The following is a 17,807-nucleotide window of genomic DNA, read 5'->3' on the forward strand; positions in this document are numbered from 1 at the left end:
CCTCAGCGGACCGATCCTGTCCGGATGGGCTGACACGCTGGGCGGACACCACCACCGTCAGGAGACCACCGTGACCACCACGACCCGCCCCATCGACTGGACAGCCCAGCTCGTCGACCAACTCGACTTCCACTGGAACGGCCAACTGCGGCCTCGCCTGGAGGGCATGACCGACGACGAATACCACTTCTCTCCCGCCGCCGACGAGCGCACCTGGGACGTCCGACCCCGCGGGACCGGCACCGCGCCCATGCAGGGCGGCGAGGGCGAGCACACCATCGACTTCGAGTTCCCGGAGCCGGTGCCCGCCCCGCTGACGACCATCGCGTGGCGGATCGGCCACGTCGTCGTCGGCGTCCTCGGCGCCCGGTGGCACTCCCACTTCGGCGGACCGCCCCACGACTACATGACCCACACCTACGCCGGCGATGCCGCGGGCGGACTCGCCCAACTCGATCGCACCTACGCGGGCTGGATGGAGGGCGTGCGGGCGCTCGACGCCGAGGCCCTGGCCGCCCCCGTGGGCGAGGCCGAGGGCCCGTGGACCGAGTACTCCATGGCCGCCCTGGTCCTGCACATCAACCGTGAGGTCATCCACCACGGCGCCGAGATGTGCCTGCTCCGCGACTTGTACGCCCACACCCACTGACACGGCGGCGCCGCCGTCGTCCCCGACCGACGCCGTCGTCCTGCTGCCCGCCACGAACACCCGACACACGAGGAGTCGTCATGCCCCTGTTCCCCGCCACCCGCGACACCGAGCGAGAGAACCTGCTCGAATGGATCGACGCCGAACTGGTCAACGCCCGGTCGATCGTCCACGGCCTCACCGGCGACCAGCTGCGCGTCTGCCCCCTGCCCACCAGCGAGCTGACGCTGGGCTGGCTCATCCTGCACATCGGCGAGGTCGCCGAGAGCTGGACGGCCCGCGCCGCCGCCGCGCCCGACGCGCCCGCGACCGGGCGGTCGCTGCCGGAGGCGTTCGCCTGGGCCGAGACCGTCAACCGGGTCGACCCCGACGCCACCGCCGAGGAGATCCTCGCCGAATTCGACCGGCGGCACTCCGCCGCCCTCGACAACCTCCGGACGTGCGACCTCGACGCCCCGGTGCCGGTACCCGCCGAGATGCCGTGGTTCCCGCCCGGCCAGCCGTCGTTCAACGGACGCTGGGCGGCGATGCACGCGCTGAACGAGATCGCCCGCCACTCCGGACACGCCGACATCCTGCGCGAGGCGATCGACAGCCGGACGATGTACGAGCTGATCGCCGAGGACCAGGGCATCGACATGTCCTACATCGGAGCCTGGTTCGCCGCGCACCCGGAGGTGCCGGCCCCGCAGTGGTGACCGGCGGGAGTGGGGGCGCCGGGGTGGCCGGCCCTCGGTGGCCGGCGGCGGGCTCAGTCCTCGTCGTGCCAGCCGTCGAACGTGGTGAACTGGCCCTCGATCATCCCGGCGACCGCTCCCGGTTCGGGGATGAGTTCGGCGTCGGTGGCGATCCCCACGGAGACCGTGCCGTCGTAGCTGAAGATGCAGATCCCCAGCGCCTGGTCGCCGCTCATCGGCACCCACCCGAGCATCCCCGACACCGGCGTGCCGGCCAGCGAGACGGTGGAGACGGGCCCGGGCACCGAGGTCAGCTGGCCGACGGTCTTGTTGGCGAACAGGTCGATCACCGCGTGCGCCACAGGGCCGGGCGTGACGGCCACCGTGAGCATGGTGGCGAAGTTGACATGCGGCTCGAGGGAATAGCGCACCCGCGTCATCGACGTGGTGATCGCCTCGATGAGCTCGTCGGTGTCGTCGACCCACAACGGGAGTCTCATGAGGATGAGCGTGATGTGGTTACCCAGTTCCTCCGGCAACTCGTCAACGACCGGGGAGACCGCCATCGGCACCATGAGATTGATGTCGGAGACCCGCCGGTCGCCCTGGGTGTCGAGGTACTCGGTGAGCGCCTTGGACACGGCGGCCAGCATCACGGTGGTGACGGTCGTGTCGTGCACCTTCGCCACCCGCTTGACCGCCGCCAGGTCGAGCCCCGCGATCCAGGAGACCTTCTTCTCCGCGTGCGCCTTGCCACTCCAGGACAGTTCGGGGGATCGCGGCTCGAACAGCAGACGGAAGACGTTCCGGTAGGTGTTGGCGGTCCGGTTCTCCGCGTTGATGTTGTCCGTCAACGACTCCACGACGCGCGTCGGGACCCGCGTCAGTGACCGACCGGGTGCCGCGACGTCCCGCGCCAGGCGGGCCAGCGTCAGCGGGAACCGGAGTGTGGCGCCGGTCAGCCCCCGGGCGATACCCCACGAGTCCTTGGCCAGTCCGGCACCCGCGCCGGTGACCGCCCCGAGGATGCCGCCGCCGGAGGGCGCGAGATCCCGGCCGACGCTGGGCAGGGACGAGTCGTCCTCGTGGTCGCACAGACCCAGCACGAGCTGGGTGAGCCGGATCCCGTCGACGACGCCGTGCTGGACGCGGAACAGGATCAGCGCCCCCTCCTGCTCGCCCTCGTGCCCGTGGTAGCCCTCGATGTACTCGGCCCGCCACAGAGGTTGCCCCTTCGGCAGCTGCACCGCCATCTGCTCGGCGATGTAGGCCTCGGCCTCGGCGCGACCGCCCGGCTCGGGAAGCCTGCTGCGCACGAGGTGGTTGGAGATGTCGTAGTCGGGGTCGTCGACCCAATACCAGCGGCGGCCCCGGCGGACCGGGGTGCGGTGGAACACCGGGTGGGCCTCGACCATCCGCGTCTGGATGGCCCGGGTGACCTCGTCCCAGTCGGGGATCTCGGCGAACCACACCAGACAGTTGATGTACATGAGGTTGTCCGGGCGGTCCATGAGCAGCCACAGCTGGTCGCGCAGGGGGATCCGGATCCCGTCGTTCGCCGCCATAGCCTCGGCTCCTCTCGCTCGCCGACCAGTCAACGCCGACCGCTCACCGCCGACCGCTCACTCTTGCACCCGTCGATTCGTCCCCACGCTAGAGCAGCGTCGACATGCCCCACCGGGCTATGACCGAAACGGCAACGCAGACGGCGGCACAATGGGCGGATGCGCATCGTTCACACCCCGGATGATCCCCCGGCCAAGGGCATGTACGCCCTGCTCACCGCGTCGATCACACCGCGCCCGATCGCGTGGGTGTCGACGATCTCGGCCGACGGGGTGCCCAACCTCGCGCCGTATTCGTTCTTCACCGTCGCCTGCGCCGACCCGGCGATCCTGTCCGTGACCTCAATCGGGCGAAAGGACACCTATCGCAACGTCGTGGGGACGGGCGAGTTCGTGGTGAACATCGGCACCGAGTCGCTGATGGAGGTCATGAACGCCACCTCGGCGCCCGTCGGCCCGGAGGTCGACGAGTTCGAGATGCAGGGGCTGACCGCCGACCCCTCGGACGTCGTCGCGCCGCCACGGGTCGCCGAGGCGCCGATCGCGTTCGAGTGCGTGCGCCATGACGTGATCGACCTGGGCACCAGCGCGATGCTGCTCGGACGCGTGGTGAGCGTGACCATCGACGACGAGATGCTCGCCGACGACGGTCTGCCCGACTTCGGATCACTGCTGCCGCCGTCGCGGTTGGGCCGCCACCAGTGGGGATACGCCCCGCGCACGCGCGAACTGCCCCGGCCGAGGAGGTGAGTGGGTCCCGGAGGTGACCGGCCCCGCGTCCGGCCGCGCCTCCAGCAGCAGCCCGTGCGTCGGCCGCCCTTGCAGCACCCGCCCCAGTCGCACTAGCCCTGTCGCAGTAGCTCTGTCGCAGTAGCTCTGCCGCAGCTGCCCCTGTTGCAGCCGCCCCTGACCATGGCGTCTCGCGTGCACCGCGGTGTGGGCGGGAGGCCATGGTGGCACGCGGCTGGGCCGCGCGGCTGGGGCGCGGGCGGTGCATAGCCGGTCAAGTACCCGGCAGTCCGTCAAGTAGACGACAGTCCGTCGAACTCTTTCCGACGCGCCTGCACACGACCGCCCGTGCCCCGGAATCCACAACCCCGGCCGTCTCCACAGGCCGAGCCGGAAGCGGCCCCCGCTACGGCGATCCCCGCCTCCCCCAGCGCAATACTGCCTTGACATGAGCACAGATCACTCCCGCCCAGTCGTCATGTCCGCAGCCGAACTCCTCGCGCGCGGGTACAGCCGCCGAGCACGAGAACACGCCGAACGAACGGGTCAGCTCCACCGCGTTCGCCACGGCGTCTACGCGCTCGCATCGGACGTCCCCACCGGACCCGACCAGGCCGAGGCGATCCTCGAGATGCGCTCGCGGGCCGCGGCGGGGAGCATCAGCCCGGGGACTGCGATGTCCCACACGTCAGCCCTCGTGTTGCACGGCCTCCCCGTCCACGGAATGGATACCCGGCGGGTCACCACCACCAGGCACCGCCCCGGGAGCGGGAGCAGGCGCAGGAAGAGCTCGATCTGCCACAATCTCGATCTCGCCGACGTCGTGACCGAGGTGGACGGGATCCCGGTGACGACCCCGGCGCGGACGATCGTCGACGTCGCGCGGTCGAGTCCCTTCACCGGCGCGGTGTGTGCGGCGGACGAGGCGTTGCGTCGTAAGCTGTGCAGCCCGGGCGATCTGGCGTTCGAGCTCGAGGCCGCTGCCGGCAGGGTCGGCGTCGCGAGGGCCCGGGCCGTGGTGGCGTTCGCCGACCCGGGCGCCCAGTCTGTCCTCGAATCGGTCAGCAGGGTCACCATCAGCCGCGCCGGTCTGCCGATGCCGCAACTCCAGCGGGAATTCGTCCTCCCGGACGGGACCTCGACCTTCGTGGACATGTACTGGGAAGCATGGGGGCTCGTCGGCGAGGCCGACGGGTCGGGGAAGTACGGGATCGACGACGGCGAGGGGTCCGTCCGCCAGAAGCTGCGCGACGAGAAGAAGCGGCAGAACAACATCGAAGCACTGGGCAACATCTTCCGGCGTTGGCAGTGGGAGGACTATCTTCGCGGCAGGATCGTGCCCATCATCTGCGAGGCGATGAGGATCCAGAATTCCCTCGGACGGGGCCCGGGCCGCGCAGCGTGACCTCGGGCCAGCGCCCGGCGCCCCCGCCCCCGCTTATGGCGTCTTGCGCCCGGGCATGGCGTCTCGCTTCCGGACCTGGCGTCTCGCGCCCGGCGCGGCGTCGAAATCCCCCGCCAGCCGCGCCTCAACCTGGCGTCGTGCTCCTGCTGTTGTCCGCGATGGGCGTCCCCGCGCCTGGCCATGGCGTCTCGCCCTCCCCGCGGTGCGTGCGAGACGCCATGGCCAGGCGCGGCTGCGGCGGGGCGGCTGCGGCGGAGCGGCGGGGCGGCTGCGGCGGGGCCGCTCAGAGGAGTTCGTAGCAGCGGCGGATCCGGTCCAGCCACCAGTCGCGGACCTCACCGCCCACGCGCAGGCCCTCCAGCCGGGCCGGGTCCGGCGCCACCGGGCGGACCGGGAGACAGCCGTCCTCGAGGGTGAACGTGCCCGGTTCGACCACGTCCTCGACGAAGAACCCGCCGGTGCCCAGTCCGGCGGCGGGGATCACGTTGTCGTCGTCGGGTCCGGGACGGCCACGCCCGGCACCACCGGGCAGCGCCGCTGCGGCGGCGACTCCCGCGGCGACCCCCACCGCCGAGTCGAGGGCGCTGGACACGGTGACCGGCACCCCGAGCTCGGCGGCCACGGCGAGCAGACGACGAGGCCCGCCCAGCGGCGCTACCTTGACCACCGCCCGGTCGGCGCCGCCCGCGCGCACCACCCGCAGCGGGTCCTCGGCGCGGCGGATGGACTCGTCGGCGGCGACGTCCACGTGCACCCCGTCGGCGGCGAGACGCTCCCGCAGTCGCACCAGCTCCTCGACGGTGGCGCAGGGCTGCTCGGCGTACTCCAGGCCCGGCCCGTCCAGTGAGACCGGGCCGGTGCCGGGGGCCCGCGCGACGTCGTCCGCACGCACCGCCTGGTCCAGCACCCGGATCGCGTGGGCGGCCTCGGCGACCGACCACGCCCCGTTGGTGTCCACCCGGACGCGCGCGCCGGGGCGGGCCTGGAGGACGGCGGCGACGCGGGCGACGTCGTCGACGAGCTGCTGCCCGGACTCGGCCACCTTGACCTTGACCGTCATACAGCCCGGGAAGCGGTCGAGGATCGCCGCGACGTCCCCGGCCGCGACCGCCGGGACCGTGGCGTTGACCGGGACCCGGGAACGCAGCGCCGGCGGCGGGCCCTGCCACGCCATCTCCAGCGCGGAGGCCAGCCAGTGGGTGGACTCGAGATCGTCGTACTCTCCGAACGGACCGAATTCGCCCCACCCGGCGGGGCCCTCGATCAGCGCGACCTCACGTTCGGTGACGCCGCGGAACCGCACCCTCATCGGCAGGGCCACCACGTGCACGCGGGCGAGCAGATCGTCGATCGACTCGGGGCCCGGTACGGATGTCATGGCTCCACGCTAACGTCGAACCCATGACCGAGAGCAGCGCACCGCAGGACCAGGCCACCGGAAACCCGTTCGACCCGTCGCAGTGGCGGGAGGTCGAGGGCTTCCGGAACGGGGAGGACCTGACCGACCTGACCTACCACCGCCACGTGGGCGAGGGCCGTGTCAACGGGATCGTGCGGATCGCGTTCGACCGCCCCGACGTGCGCAACGCGTTCCGCCCGCACACCGTGGACGAGCTGTACCGCGTCTTCGACCACGCGCGCCGCTCCCCCGACGTCGGCACCATCCTGTTCACCGGCAACGGGCCCAGCACTCGCGACGGCGGGTGGGCGTTCTGCTCGGGTGGCGACCAACGGATCCGTGGCCGGTCCGGATACCAGTACTCGACCGAGCACGACTCGGACGTCGCCGGCGCCACGGCCGACAAAGTCGACGAGGCGCGCGTCAAGGCCGAGGGCGGGCGGCTGCACATCCTCGAGGTTCAGCGGCTCATCCGCACCATGCCGAAGGTCGTGATCTGCCTGGTCAACGGGTGGGCGGCCGGCGGTGGGCACTCGCTGCACGTGGTGAGCGACCTGACCCTGGCCTCCCGCGAGCACGCCCGGTTCAAGCAGACCGACGCCGACGTGGGCTCCTTCGACGCCGGCTACGGCAGCGCCTACCTGGCCAAGCAGGTGGGCCAGAAGTTCGCGCGCGAGATCTTCTTCCTCGGCCAGGCGTACACGGCCGAGGAGATGTTCCACATGGGTGCCGTCAACCGGGTGGTGGACCACGCCGAGCTGGAGAACACCGCCATCGAGTGGGCGCGGCAGATCAACGGCAAGTCGCCCACCGCGCAGCGGATGCTCAAGTTCGCGTTCAACCTCACCGACGACGGACTCATGGGCCAGCAGGTGTTCGCCGGTGAGGCCACGCGGCTGGCGTACATGACCGACGAGGCGGTGGAGGGCCGGGACGCGTTCCTGGAGAAGCGAGAGCCCAACTGGGACGACTACCCGTACTACTACTGACGATCGGGGCTGCCCGGTGATGGCCGAGACCCGCGAACTGCGCACCCTGCCCGTCCCCGGCGGCGCGGCGGTCGCCGAGGTGTTCCCTGCGCTGGCGCAGATGCTCGACGACCACGGACCGGCGCTGCTGCCGGTGCCGGCCGACGACCCGACGCGCACCCGGATCCTCGTCGACAGCCAGCGCCCCGGTGACCCGATCGACGACCGCACCGCGCTGGTGGTGAGCACGTCCGGGTCGACGGGCACGCCCAAGGGGGCAATGCTCTCGGCCGCCGCGCTCGCCGCCTCCGCCGAATCGACCGACACCGTGCTCGGCGGGCCCGGCCGGTGGCTGCTCGCGCTGCCCGCGCATCACATCGCCGGGTTGCAGGTGATCCTGCGGTCGCTGCGCGCCGGGCACGAGCCGGTCGTGATGGACGTGACCCGCGGGTTCGACCCCGCCGCGCTGCCCGACGCGGTGGCCGCGTGCCGGTCAAGCACTACGGCCGGGGGCGGCGCCGGGTCCGGGTCCGGGTCCGGGACCGGAGAGTCCGTGGCCGGGGCCGGCAGCCCGCGCGCGTACACCTCGCTCGTCCCGGGCCAGCTGGCCAAGGTCCTCGACGACGGCCCGCCCGACGCCGTGGCCGCGCTCGCCGAGCTCGACGCGGTCCTGCTCGGCGGGGCCGCGGCCGCACCGGAGTTGCTCGCCCGCGCCGCCGACGTCGGCATCCGGGTGGTCCGGACCTACGGCATGAGCGAGACCGCGGGCGGATGTGTGTACGACGGCGCCCCGCTCCCCGGGGTGACGGTGGAGGTCGACGACGACGAGGGCCGCGTCTGGCTGGCCGGCCCGCAGCTCGCGTCGGGGTACAGGAACGCACCGGATCACCCCGCGTTCGCCCGGGCGGGATGGTTCCGCACCGACGATGCCGGGACGCTCGACCCCGGGGGCAGGCTCCGGATCCTCGGCAGGCTCGACGAGGCGTTGAGCGTGGGTGGGCTCACTCTCCTCCCGCAGACCGTGGAGGATGCGCTCCGCACTCATCCTGCGGTGGTCGACGTCGTCGTCGTCGGGATCCCGGACGACCGGCTCGGGACCAGGCCCGTCGCGGCGGTCACGCTCCGCTCCCCCGCGTCCCCGGACGCCCTGCGCGCCCACGTGGCCGCGTCGCTGGGGGCGCATTCGGCGCCGGCGGTCGTCGCCGTGCTGGAGGCGTTGCCGACGCTGCCGGGCGGCAAGGTGGACCGACGCGGCGTCGCGGCGGGCGTCATCGATGGGACAATCGGGGCATGAGCCGCGAGACCGATCCCGTCACCCACCGCGAGACCACTCCCGCCACCGACGCCGCCCTCACCGAGCCCGGGGGCGCCACGCTCTCCCACTGGCTCGAGGGCGCCCGCCCCCGCACCTGGCCCAACGCGTTCGCCCCGGTGCTCGTCGGTTCGGCGGCCGCGGCGCTCGCGGGCGGGTTCGTGTGGTGGCAGGCGCTCCTGGCGCTCGTGGTGGCGTGGTCGTTCATCGTGGGGGTCAACTACGCCAACGACTACTCGGACGGCATCCGCGGCACCGACGACGACCGCGTGGGCCCGCTGCGACTGGTGGGCTCGGGACTGGCCCGGCCGGCGACGGTCAAGCGCGCCGCGTTCGGGTTCCTCGGACTGGGCGGGCTCGCCGGGCTGGTGCTCAGTGCGACGTCGGCACCGTGGCTGATCCTGGTCGGGGTGGCCTGCATCCTGGCGGCCTGGTTCTACACGGGCGGCAGGACCCCGTACGGGTACCGCGGGTTCGGCGAGGTCGCGGTGTTCGTGTTCTTCGGCCTGGTCGCCGTGATCGGTACGCAGTTCACGCAGCTCGGGTCGGTCACCTGGTACGCGGTGGTCGCGGCCGTGGCGGTGGGGAGCTTCTCGTGCGCGGTGAACCTCACCAACAACCTGCGGGACATCCCCTCGGACGCCGAGTCCGGCAAGATCACGCTCGCCGTGCGCCTGGGCGACTCGCGGACCCGCGGCCTGCACGCGGTCCTGGAACTGCTGGTGCCGCTGTTGGCGACGCTCGCACTGATCCCGGCGACGCCCTGGGCGCTGCTGGGGCTGCTGGCGTTGCCGGTGGCGTGGAAGGCCAACGCGCCGGTGCGCGCACGGGCGACGGGTGCCGGACTCATCCCCGCGCTGACGATGGCCGGGATGGCAATGCTCGCGTGGAGCGTGCTGGTCAGCGCCGGGTTCGTGATCGCCTCGCTGTGACACGGCGGTGCGCGTTCACCCCGGCGGTCCGCGGAGGCCCGGCGACGAGCCCCCCGCGCCCGGCGCGGTACAGACGACGGCGGCCGGCCCCCACCTCGGGGACCGGCCGCCGTCGATGTACGTGCGGACTACCTGCCGGATGTACTGAGTGCCGAATGTGCTGAGCGCCGGGTGGCTACTTGCCGAGTGAGCCCTCGGGCACGGCGTTCCAGGCGGACTGGATCCCGTTGTTGAGGGCCAGGGCGGCACCGCGGAGGGCGTCCTTGACCTGCTCGGGCACCGGCAGCGTGTCGATATCGGCGATGGTGATCGTGCCGGGGGCCGGAGGGGCCACCGGCGCGGCCACGGGCGCCGGAGCCGGGGCCGGGGCGGGACGCGGTGCCGGGGCGCCGCCGCCACCGGTACCGCCGGTGGTCCCGCCCGCACCGCCGGTGACGGTGACCGTGGTCGTCTCGGTGCGTACCGGGACCCCGAAGATGAAGGCGGTCGCCACGGGCTCGTACACACCGGCGACGGTGGGGGTGCCCCTGATCGCGGTGGTGGCCGGATCGTAGGACAGCCCGGGCGGCAGGCCTCGGAACTGGATCGAGGCGCCGGGGGGCGGGGTGACGTAGTCGCTGACCCGCCGTTCCATGTACTCGCCGACGCGCAGCGTCAGGGACGGCAGGGCCGCGGGTGCCACGTCGGTGGCCTCGACGACCAGGGGCGCATGGTCGGGCGCCTCCGTCTGGCCGGACGCGACCCCGACCGCGGCCATGGCGGCGAGTGCGAGGGAGGAGGCGACGACAGGAAGGGAGATACGCATACACGCCTTTCGGTGGTTACCGCCGCGAGATCGCGACCGCCCCACGGTAACCCAGGAACGCACCACACCCCGGGGCCATCTCACGAAGTGAGACGACCCCGGGGTGGAGGTGGTCACCGGCGACCTACCCGGCCGCCGGGAGTCTGTCGGTCAGCCGCGACCGTTGGCGACCGTCGGGCCAGGGGCCTGGACCCTGTTCGGGGCGCCGGCGGCCACGGTCGGCGCACCGGCGGCCACGGTCGGGGCGACCGACCCGGAGGAGCCACCGTTTCCGGTGTCGCTCGATCCGCCGGTGGTGGTGCCACCCGCGGTGGTCGACCCGGGCAGGGCCGGCAGGATCGCGGTCGAGCCCGGGATTGAGGAGCCGCCGCCCAGCGCCAGGCTCAGCCCGGCGATGCCGAGGAGCGCTGCGCCCGTCAGCGCCAGCCCCGGGGCCAGGGCCCCGAGGGAACCGGTGTCCGCGGGGAAGGACGATCCCGGGACGGTGATCTCGCCGCCGCCGGTCAGGTCCCCGCCGGTGACGATCTCGGTACCGGTCTGGGTTCCGCCGGTGGTGGTGGAGCCGGGGATCGTGGAGCCGGTGGTCTCGGTGTCGCCGTCGGCGGTCGAGCCGGTCTGGGCGTCCGAGTCGATCAGGGAGCCGAGCGGGGCCAGCGGTCCCAGGCTCTGGGTGTCCAGGCCGCCGGTGGCATCGCCGCTCACCTCGCCCTCGGCGGTGGAACCCGGCATGCCGAGCGAGCCGTTGGCCGGGGCGTCGGTTCCGGGACCGTCGGCGTCCGGCGCGTCCGGGGTCTCCGGCGCGCCGTTCGACAGGCTGCCGAGGCCGAGCTCACCGTTGGCCGCGCTGCCGAGCGGGCCGGTCGGCGCATCCGGGGCATCAGGGTTCTCCGGGGTGACCCCGCCCTGTCCCGTCGAACCGGCGGCGAGCTCGGCGACCGAACCGGCGTCGCCGCCGAGGGACGAGACGATGCCCGCCACGGCGCCGAGGATCGCGTCCGTGCCGTCGGAGCCCGTGGTGATCTGGCCACCGGCCTGCGCCTCGCCGCCGAGGCTGCCGTCCACGGCGGCCGTTCCCTCACCTGAGACGCCGGTCGGCGCGGAGCCGTCGGCGTTGTTGATCGTCAGGGTGACGGGAATCGTGACGACTCCGCCAATACCACGCCCGGTCACCTGGATGGTGTACACGCCCGGAGTGGTCACAGTGCCCGAGATGCCACCGTTGCCGTCGTACTCCAGCCCTTCCGGAAGCCCGGTGACGTCCTCCACGACGAACCCGGCCGACTGAGTGGCCTGGACGAGCGCTCCTGCGTTGAAGGAGAACTCCGCCCCGGCGTCGAACGAGGGGGCGGCCACGGCGACGGTCTGGATGTCGTCACGGACGGTGGGCGCATCGGGAGCGGCGATGACCATTCCGCCCACGAGCGCGACCGCTGCTGCGGCTGCGACGGGGGCGGCAAGGCGACCCCGGACGATACGACGAGGACGGGCGAGGCGAGCACGCATCGGCTGGTTCCTTCCGGAGGGGTTCAGATCGCTCACTCCGCGGAACGGGAGAGCAGACCATTACGAGTGCCACTCTAACCACATGCACACCAACTGTCTACTCTCGTCACATAAGTCACTTAGTTCTCATAAGCCACACTAGTAACACACCCTCCCGGGTATCCCGTTGGGCCTGGAACCGTATCCGACGCGCTCGTGCACGACCTCGTCGAAAATCACGGCGGCCCGGCCCCTGTATCGGGGCCGGGCCGCGGGAGACCGAAAGCCGGGGTCAGGCGCCGGGAACCGGGACCGAGGTCGCGAGCGCCGCCTCGCCGGCGTCCGCATCGTCCGCGGCGACACCGTCCGAGTCCGCCCCGGCGAGATCCACACCGTCCGTGCCCGCAGCGCCGGAGGCGGCGGCCGTGGTGGTGGCCGGGGAGGAGGTGCCGGGGCTGGTGGTGGCCGTGCCGGTGACCGTGGTGACCGGATTGCCGTCATCGTCGACGATCACCGTGACCGGCGGCGGGACCATCTCGCCGCCGAAGACCAGCGTGCACAGTCCCTCACTGAGCGAGCCGGCCTCGCCGACGAGCGCTGACCCGCGCCCCTCCCCCGCGACCACGTCGAGCAGGTTCGGGAAGGAGTCCAGCGCAGTGGTGATCAGATCGATGACGCCGGTGGGAACCCCGTCGATCCCCAGCAGCGGGTAGAACTTGGCGACCGAACCGCCCAGGGCGGGCAACTCGCAGACCGCATCGGTCTCGGGCACCAGGTCACCGACGCTCGTGTCGTCTCCACTGGCGGAGTCGAGGCTGGCGGACTCGAGACTGCCCAGCGAACCGCCACCGAGTGAGCCCGAGTCGGCATTCTCGCCGCCGGCCCCGTCCTCGCCCGAGATGTCGTCCGATGAGCCCTCGGACCCTCCGGCGAGGCTCGACGCGTCGGGGTCGCCCCCCTCGAGACTGCCGAGCGAGATGCTGCCGGACGCGGCCTCGTCGGGGAGGGTGTCGCCGTCCTGCGCGTTGACGACGGGGACGGACAGGGCGACCAGCGCGAGTGCAGCGGCGGAGGCGGTGACGACCTTGCGGGTGAACATGTGTGATGGACCCTCTTCGACGGCGACGGACGTAATCGAGCCACTGCGCCCCACCGGGCCGCCCGAGGTCGACAGGGGGACTCTATCGCCCCGACCCGCGCCCCGTGGGGACATTGCCCCGGGGCGCGGGGAGGATCACTGCCCGAGGCTGCCCGCGCCGGTGGTGAGCAGGCCCAGCAGGGCGGCGGGGCCGCCGTCGAGCGCTGCGGCACCGGTGGCCGCCCCACCGGCGGTGGCGTCCACACCCGTGGTGGCGGCGCCGGAGGCCTCGCCGCCCAGGAGTGACGGGGAGATCGTGCAGAGGATCTGACCCACCGAGCCGAGGCTCTCGACCGAGCCGCCCTCGCCGAGCACGGACGGGAGCAGGTTGACGACCGTGTTGAGCAGAACCATCACGAGTCCGGCCGATTCGGCGTCGTCGCCGCCGGTCACCAGCGGCAGCAGCTGCGCCAGCGAGGCACCGTCCATCTGCCCGTCCCCGATGACCGCGCACAGGTCCGGGGTGGTGCCGACCTCGTCGTCGTCGTCCCCGGTCGCCTCGTCGGCGCCCTCACCGGTGCCGTCACCGTCGCCCGTTCCGTCACCCTCATCGCCGGCGAGGGTGTCGTCCTCGGCGGTCGGATCACCGGGGACCGCCGAGAGCGTGGGGTCGGACTGCGTGGCGGTCGTCGTGGTCTCGGTCGTCGCTGTCTCGTCCGTGGTGGTCGCCGTGGTTGCGGCCGGGCTCGTGATGGCCGGGCTCGCCGTCGCCCCCTCCCCCGTCTCGTCCGCGCCGTCGGTGACGGTGATGGCGACCTTCTCCGACTGCGAGATCCCGGAGTTGGAGACGGTGACGAGAACCTCGTACTCACCGGCACGGGTGGGCGTGCCGGAGATGACCCAGCCGTCCTGGGACAGACCGTCAGGCAGGCCGGTGACCTGCACCGTCGTCCCGGGCGGGATGGTTCCGCCGGCAGCCTGGGCGACGACGGGCTCGAGGTCGAGGTTGACGGCCGTACCGAGCGGGAGCTCCTGCGCCGCGGCCTGGCCGGTCGCGTTCTGCGTGAGCTGGATGTCGCCGGCCTCGACGGCGGCGGGCGCGCCCACCGCCGCGACGGTGCCGCCGCCGACCGCGGCGAGCGCGGCCAGGGCGCCACCGAGGGCGAGGGAGCGGGAACGGGGGGCGGTGCGGTGGATGCGTCGCTGGAACATGAGGTCACCTTGTCGTCCGGGAGCTGGGCACGACCGGGTCCGGCCCAGTCACACACGTACCATACGTCACATTAGTCACATGGGCCACAGGCCGGACGCCGTGTCGGACGGGGTCTCCACAACCGGGATCCCTACACTCACCTCCGGACGCACGCCGCGACGGAAGGACACACGTGACCCCACCCCCCGAGATCGCGATCCGGGCCCACGGCCTGCGCAAGACCTATTCCCACGGGCGGGTGAAGGTACGCGCACTGGACGGAGTGGACGTGGCGATCGACAAGGGGCGCTGGACCGCGGTCATGGGCCCGTCCGGCAGCGGCAAATCCACCCTCATGCACTGCCTGGCCGGCCTGGACACGCCCGACCACGGCACGGTATCGATCGGATCGACCGAGATCACCCGCCTGGGTGACGCGGGGCGGACCCGGCTGCGGCGCACCCGCGTCGGCTTCGTGTTCCAGTCCTTCAATCTCGTACCGGCGCTCTCGGTGCGCGAGAACATCGTGCTCCCCGTACGGATGGCGTTCCGTCGTCCGGATCGGTCGCGCCTCGACTCGCTGGTCGGCGAGCTGGGGATCGGCGACCTGCTGAAGCGGCGTCCACACGAGTTGTCCGGAGGCCAGCAGCAGCGGGTGGCCATCGCCCGCGCCCTGCTGCCGCGCCCGGACGTGGTGTTCGCCGACGAGCCGACCGGCAACCTCGACTCCGAGTCCGGCGAATCGGTGCTCGGCCTGCTCGGCGCGTGTGTCCGCGAGGCCGGCCAGACCGTCGTCATGGTCACCCACGACGCGCACGCCGCCGCACACACCGACACCGTGCTGATGCTCGCGGACGGACGGATCGCCGACCAGGTCCCCTCCCCCACCCCCGAGTCAGTCCACACCGCCATGCGTGCACTCACCGGCCGCCAGCCGGCCACCGCGTGAGCCCCCATCTGGTCCTGGGACAGCTCCGCGCGCACGCGGGCCGCTACCTGGGCACCGTCCTGGCGATCGCCGTGGCCGTCGGCTTCGTCCTGGCCTCCGTGGGCGTGCTCCGCACGATGACCGCCAGCGCCGACGCGACCTTCGGGATGCGCTACTCGGGCACCGCCGTGCTCGTGCAGAACCTCGGCGACCGCACCTCCGCCGGCACCGACGCCGCGCGCGAGGAAGCGGCCGAGGCCCAGCGGCTCGGCCTGGGGGCCATCGCCGCCACCCCCGGGGTGCGGGCCGTCACCGTGGACGCCCAGACCTACGTGCGGGTCCGCGCCGAGGGACGCGCCCAACAGGTGACGACGACGACGGCGCTCGCCACCGACGACGGTCTGCGCTGGCAACCGCTGGCCGACGGGCGGCTCCCCGCCGCTCCCGGTGAGGTGGCGATCCGCAGTGACGCGGACCTCCCGCTGGGCGCCACGTTCGAGGTGCTGCCGAGCGGCGCCGGTGATCCCGTCCCCGTCACGGTGGTGGGACTGTTCGACCTTGCAGGGCAACCGGACATGAACTCGGCGTTCCCCCTCTACACCGTCGACGAGCAGGTACAGCAATGGGCGCCGAACGGGGCCGGGGGCGATATCCGTGTGGCCGGCGACGGCACGGTGTCGGACGAGGCGCTGGCGGCGGAGATCGAGCAGCGCCTGGACCGGATCCCGGGCACGTCCGCCGTCGAGGTGTCCACCGGCGCGGCCGAGGCGGACGCTCTCGCGGAGTCCTTCATCGGCAGCCGCGACGTCTACACCCGGGCCCTGCTGGCCTTCACCGTGCTGGCCGTCGCGGTGGCCGCCCTGGTCATCGGCACGACCTTCGCGGTGGTGTTCGCCGCGCGCGTCCGGGAGACGGCACTGTTGCGCTGCCTGGGCGCCTCGCGGCTGCAGTTGCGACTGTCCGGGATGGCCGAAGCCCTGGTCGTCGGCGCCGTGGCGACCGCCGCGGGGTTGGCGTTGGGTCGGTTCGCGGTCTCACTCGCGGCCCGGGAGGCCCCCCGACTCGGCGTGACGATTCCCCTGCAGGAGGTCAGCGTCCCCGGATCCGCCTATCTGCTCGCCGCCGCGGTGGGCGTGGGCGTCACCCTCGTCACCGCTCTCCCGCCCCTGTGGCGCGCCACCTCCGGCAGCCCACTGGAGGCGCTGCGCCCGGCCGATGTACGGCCCGACCCATGGTGGCGGCGGCTGGCTATGGTCGCGGTGGGTGCCGTGGTGGGCGCCTTCGGCTGGCACTCGATGTCGGCGGCCGTCGAGGCGGGGGCCGTCGTCGAGGCCGGCGCGTGGGGCGTTCTCGCGTTCCTGGGGATCCTGGCCGTGGTCGCCGGTGCCCTGCCCACCCTGCTCGGGGCGCTCGGCAGCGTGGTGGGAGTGCTGCTCGGCCCGGTGGGTCTGCTCGGCGCACGGAACATCGCCCGCAGTCCGCGCCGCACCGCCGCCACCTCGGCGGCCGTACTGGTGGGCGTGACTCTCACCGCGACGATGGTGACCGGCATCGCCCTGCTCGGACCGGCCATCCAGGCACGGCTCGTCGACCGCGTCCCGCTGGACATCGCCGTGACCGCATCGAGCGGCGACACCCTGCCCGAGGGACTGCCGGGGACGCTGGCGGAGCTCCCGGGCGTGGACGAGTCCCTGGTCGTGACCGACATGTACGCGGAGGGCCCCGGGGGAAAGCGCACGGTCCTCAGGGTCGCCGACCCGGAGCGGGTCGGCGACGTGATGCGCCGCGACGTCGTATTGCCCGGGCCCGGGGAGATCGTGCTCCCGGAGTCCTCCCCCGTGGCCGCCGGTGCCCGCGACGGCGAGACCGTCCGGTTCACCTTCTTCTCCGACGACGACGGTCGCGACCTGGTCGTGCGTCGGACGAGCGATCAGTGGGCCCTGGCCGCGCCCGGGAGCGTGCCCGCCTGGCCCGTGGCGCAGTTGCCCGACGGGTCCCCGTGGCCGGAGGGCGTGGAGGTGCCCACCCAGTTCGTCCCACGCACCGAGGTCTGGCTGCGCATGGATGACTCCCTGGCCGGTCAGCAACTCGAGTCGGCACTGCAGGGCGTGCGTTCCGCCGTCGTGGACGCCGCGCCCGATGCGGCCGTGACCGAGAGCTTCGCCTCCCGCGAGCAGATCGCCACCTCTGTCCGGACCGTCCTCACCTCCAGCTCGTTGTTGCTGGCGGTGGCGGTCGCACTGGCCCTGGTGGGGGTCGCCAACACGCTCACGCTGGCGGTCCGGGAACGGACCCGGGAGATCACCCTGCTCAGAGGAGTCGGGGTCACCCGCTTCGGCGTGTGGCTCATGCTTGTCCTCGAGACCGCGTTGGTGGCCGCCTGCGCCGCAGCCCTGGGCGTGCTGCTGGGGGCGGCCTTCGGCACGGCCGGGGCGGCCGCGCTCACGGGGACCGGTTCCGGCGCGGGAGGCATCTTCAGTGACCTCGGTGGGGTCGGTAACGATGGTGTACCCGTGGCCGATCTGGTGAAGGTGGGGTTCGGGGGCGTCCTCGCGGCTGTCCTCGCCGCCGCCGTCGCCTCCGTCGGGGCGGTCCGATCCCGGGTCGCGTCGGACTAGATGCTCGCGCTTCCCGACCGTCCTCCGGGGTGAAAAAGATTCCACCCCGTCCGTCCGGTAGCCATCCT

Annotated in this window: 15 protein-coding genes; 9 read left to right on the top strand and 6 right to left on the bottom strand. The window is 72.7% G+C overall.

Translation table 11 applies throughout. The annotated features are described in order from the left end of the window. Positions 1 to 91 precede the first annotated feature (91 nt). Both AB5G72_RS13175 and AB5G72_RS13180 read left to right on the top strand, forming a co-directional pair. Positions 92 to 649 carry a DinB family protein gene (locus AB5G72_RS13175; RefSeq protein WP_317469372.1) on the top strand — a complete coding sequence of 186 codons (558 nt, stop codon included), beginning with the start codon at positions 92 to 94 and terminating at the stop codon, positions 647 to 649. A gap of 80 nt (positions 650 to 729) precedes the next feature. Next, the gene (locus AB5G72_RS13180) at positions 730 to 1,347 is read left to right on the top strand and encodes a mycothiol transferase (protein WP_120284186.1); all 618 of its coding nucleotides are present in this window, start codon (positions 730 to 732) and stop codon (positions 1,345 to 1,347) included. Between the two features lie 53 nt (positions 1,348 to 1,400). Here the strand turns inward: AB5G72_RS13180 and AB5G72_RS13185 are convergent, their stop codons facing one another. Continuing rightward, positions 1,401 to 2,891 (bottom strand): WS/DGAT domain-containing protein, encoded by a 1,491-nt coding sequence (locus AB5G72_RS13185; RefSeq protein ID WP_317468743.1) that lies wholly within the window; start codon positions 2,889 to 2,891, stop codon positions 1,401 to 1,403. Between the two features lie 159 nt (positions 2,892 to 3,050). On the opposite strand from AB5G72_RS13185, the gene AB5G72_RS13190 reads away from it, so the two are divergent. Next, a complete protein-coding gene (locus tag AB5G72_RS13190; RefSeq protein WP_069389108.1) occupies positions 3,051 to 3,641 on the top strand; it encodes a flavin reductase family protein in 591 nt (196 codons plus the stop codon). A 427-nt stretch (positions 3,642 to 4,068) separates the two neighbouring features. Beyond that, positions 4,069 to 5,025, top strand: a complete 957-nt coding sequence (locus AB5G72_RS13195; protein ID WP_317468746.1) for a type IV toxin-antitoxin system AbiEi family antitoxin domain-containing protein — start codon at positions 4,069 to 4,071, stop codon at positions 5,023 to 5,025. Positions 5,026 to 5,308: 283 nt separating this feature from the next. Here the strand turns inward: AB5G72_RS13195 and AB5G72_RS13200 are convergent, their stop codons facing one another. Then, on the bottom strand, positions 5,309 to 6,403 hold the full coding sequence (locus tag AB5G72_RS13200; RefSeq protein WP_440220047.1) for an o-succinylbenzoate synthase: 1,095 nt from the start codon (positions 6,401 to 6,403) through the stop codon (positions 5,309 to 5,311). A gap of 23 nt (positions 6,404 to 6,426) precedes the next feature. Between AB5G72_RS13200 and AB5G72_RS13205 the strand changes: the two genes are divergently transcribed. Genes AB5G72_RS13205 through AB5G72_RS13215 form a run of 3 tightly spaced genes read left to right on the top strand, consistent with a single transcriptional unit; the run spans position 6,427 to position 9,636 of the window. After that, a complete protein-coding gene (locus AB5G72_RS13205) occupies positions 6,427 to 7,413 on the top strand; it encodes a 1,4-dihydroxy-2-naphthoyl-CoA synthase (protein WP_069390162.1) in 987 nt (328 codons plus the stop codon). 19 nt (positions 7,414 to 7,432) lie between these two features. Further along, a complete protein-coding gene (locus AB5G72_RS13210; protein WP_440220048.1) occupies positions 7,433 to 8,686 on the top strand; it encodes an AMP-binding protein in 1,254 nt (417 codons plus the stop codon). Further along, a complete protein-coding gene (locus tag AB5G72_RS13215; protein ID WP_440220049.1) occupies positions 8,683 to 9,636 on the top strand; it encodes a 1,4-dihydroxy-2-naphthoate polyprenyltransferase in 954 nt (317 codons plus the stop codon). Before AB5G72_RS13210 ends, AB5G72_RS13215 begins: the two co-directional genes overlap by 4 nt. A gap of 175 nt (positions 9,637 to 9,811) precedes the next feature. Here the strand turns inward: AB5G72_RS13215 and AB5G72_RS13220 are convergent, their stop codons facing one another. The 4 genes from AB5G72_RS13220 to AB5G72_RS13235 all read right to left on the bottom strand — a co-directional run bounded on the left by AB5G72_RS13220 (position 9,812) and on the right by AB5G72_RS13235 (position 14,213). Continuing rightward, complete coding sequence (locus AB5G72_RS13220; RefSeq protein ID WP_440220050.1) at positions 9,812 to 10,441, bottom strand: hypothetical protein; 630 nt, start codon at positions 10,439 to 10,441, stop codon at positions 9,812 to 9,814. A gap of 150 nt (positions 10,442 to 10,591) precedes the next feature. Continuing rightward, the gene (locus AB5G72_RS13225; protein WP_440220051.1) at positions 10,592 to 11,944 is read right to left on the bottom strand and encodes a hypothetical protein; all 1,353 of its coding nucleotides are present in this window, start codon (positions 11,942 to 11,944) and stop codon (positions 10,592 to 10,594) included. Positions 11,945 to 12,215: 271 nt separating this feature from the next. Then, on the bottom strand, positions 12,216 to 13,022 hold the full coding sequence (locus AB5G72_RS13230; RefSeq protein ID WP_440220052.1) for a hypothetical protein: 807 nt from the start codon (positions 13,020 to 13,022) through the stop codon (positions 12,216 to 12,218). 135 nt (positions 13,023 to 13,157) lie between these two features. Next, positions 13,158 to 14,213, bottom strand: a complete 1,056-nt coding sequence (locus AB5G72_RS13235) for a hypothetical protein (RefSeq protein WP_440220053.1) — start codon at positions 14,211 to 14,213, stop codon at positions 13,158 to 13,160. 173 nt (positions 14,214 to 14,386) lie between these two features. Here AB5G72_RS13235 and AB5G72_RS13240 point away from each other — a divergent pair, with 173 nt between their 5' ends. Together AB5G72_RS13240 and AB5G72_RS13245 are read left to right on the top strand one after the other, a co-directional pair. After that, positions 14,387 to 15,142, top strand: coding sequence for an ABC transporter ATP-binding protein (locus AB5G72_RS13240; protein WP_440220054.1), 756 nt, complete (start codon positions 14,387 to 14,389; stop codon positions 15,140 to 15,142). Then, complete coding sequence (locus AB5G72_RS13245) at positions 15,139 to 17,739, top strand: FtsX-like permease family protein (RefSeq protein WP_440220055.1); 2,601 nt, start codon at positions 15,139 to 15,141, stop codon at positions 17,737 to 17,739. Before AB5G72_RS13240 ends, AB5G72_RS13245 begins: the two co-directional genes overlap by 4 nt. Positions 17,740 to 17,807 lie beyond the last annotated feature (68 nt).

The organism is Dietzia sp. MNB45 (genome assembly GCF_051994785.1).
In the GTDB taxonomy this organism is placed as follows: Bacteria; Actinomycetota; Actinomycetes; order Mycobacteriales; family Mycobacteriaceae; genus Dietzia; species Dietzia kunjamensis.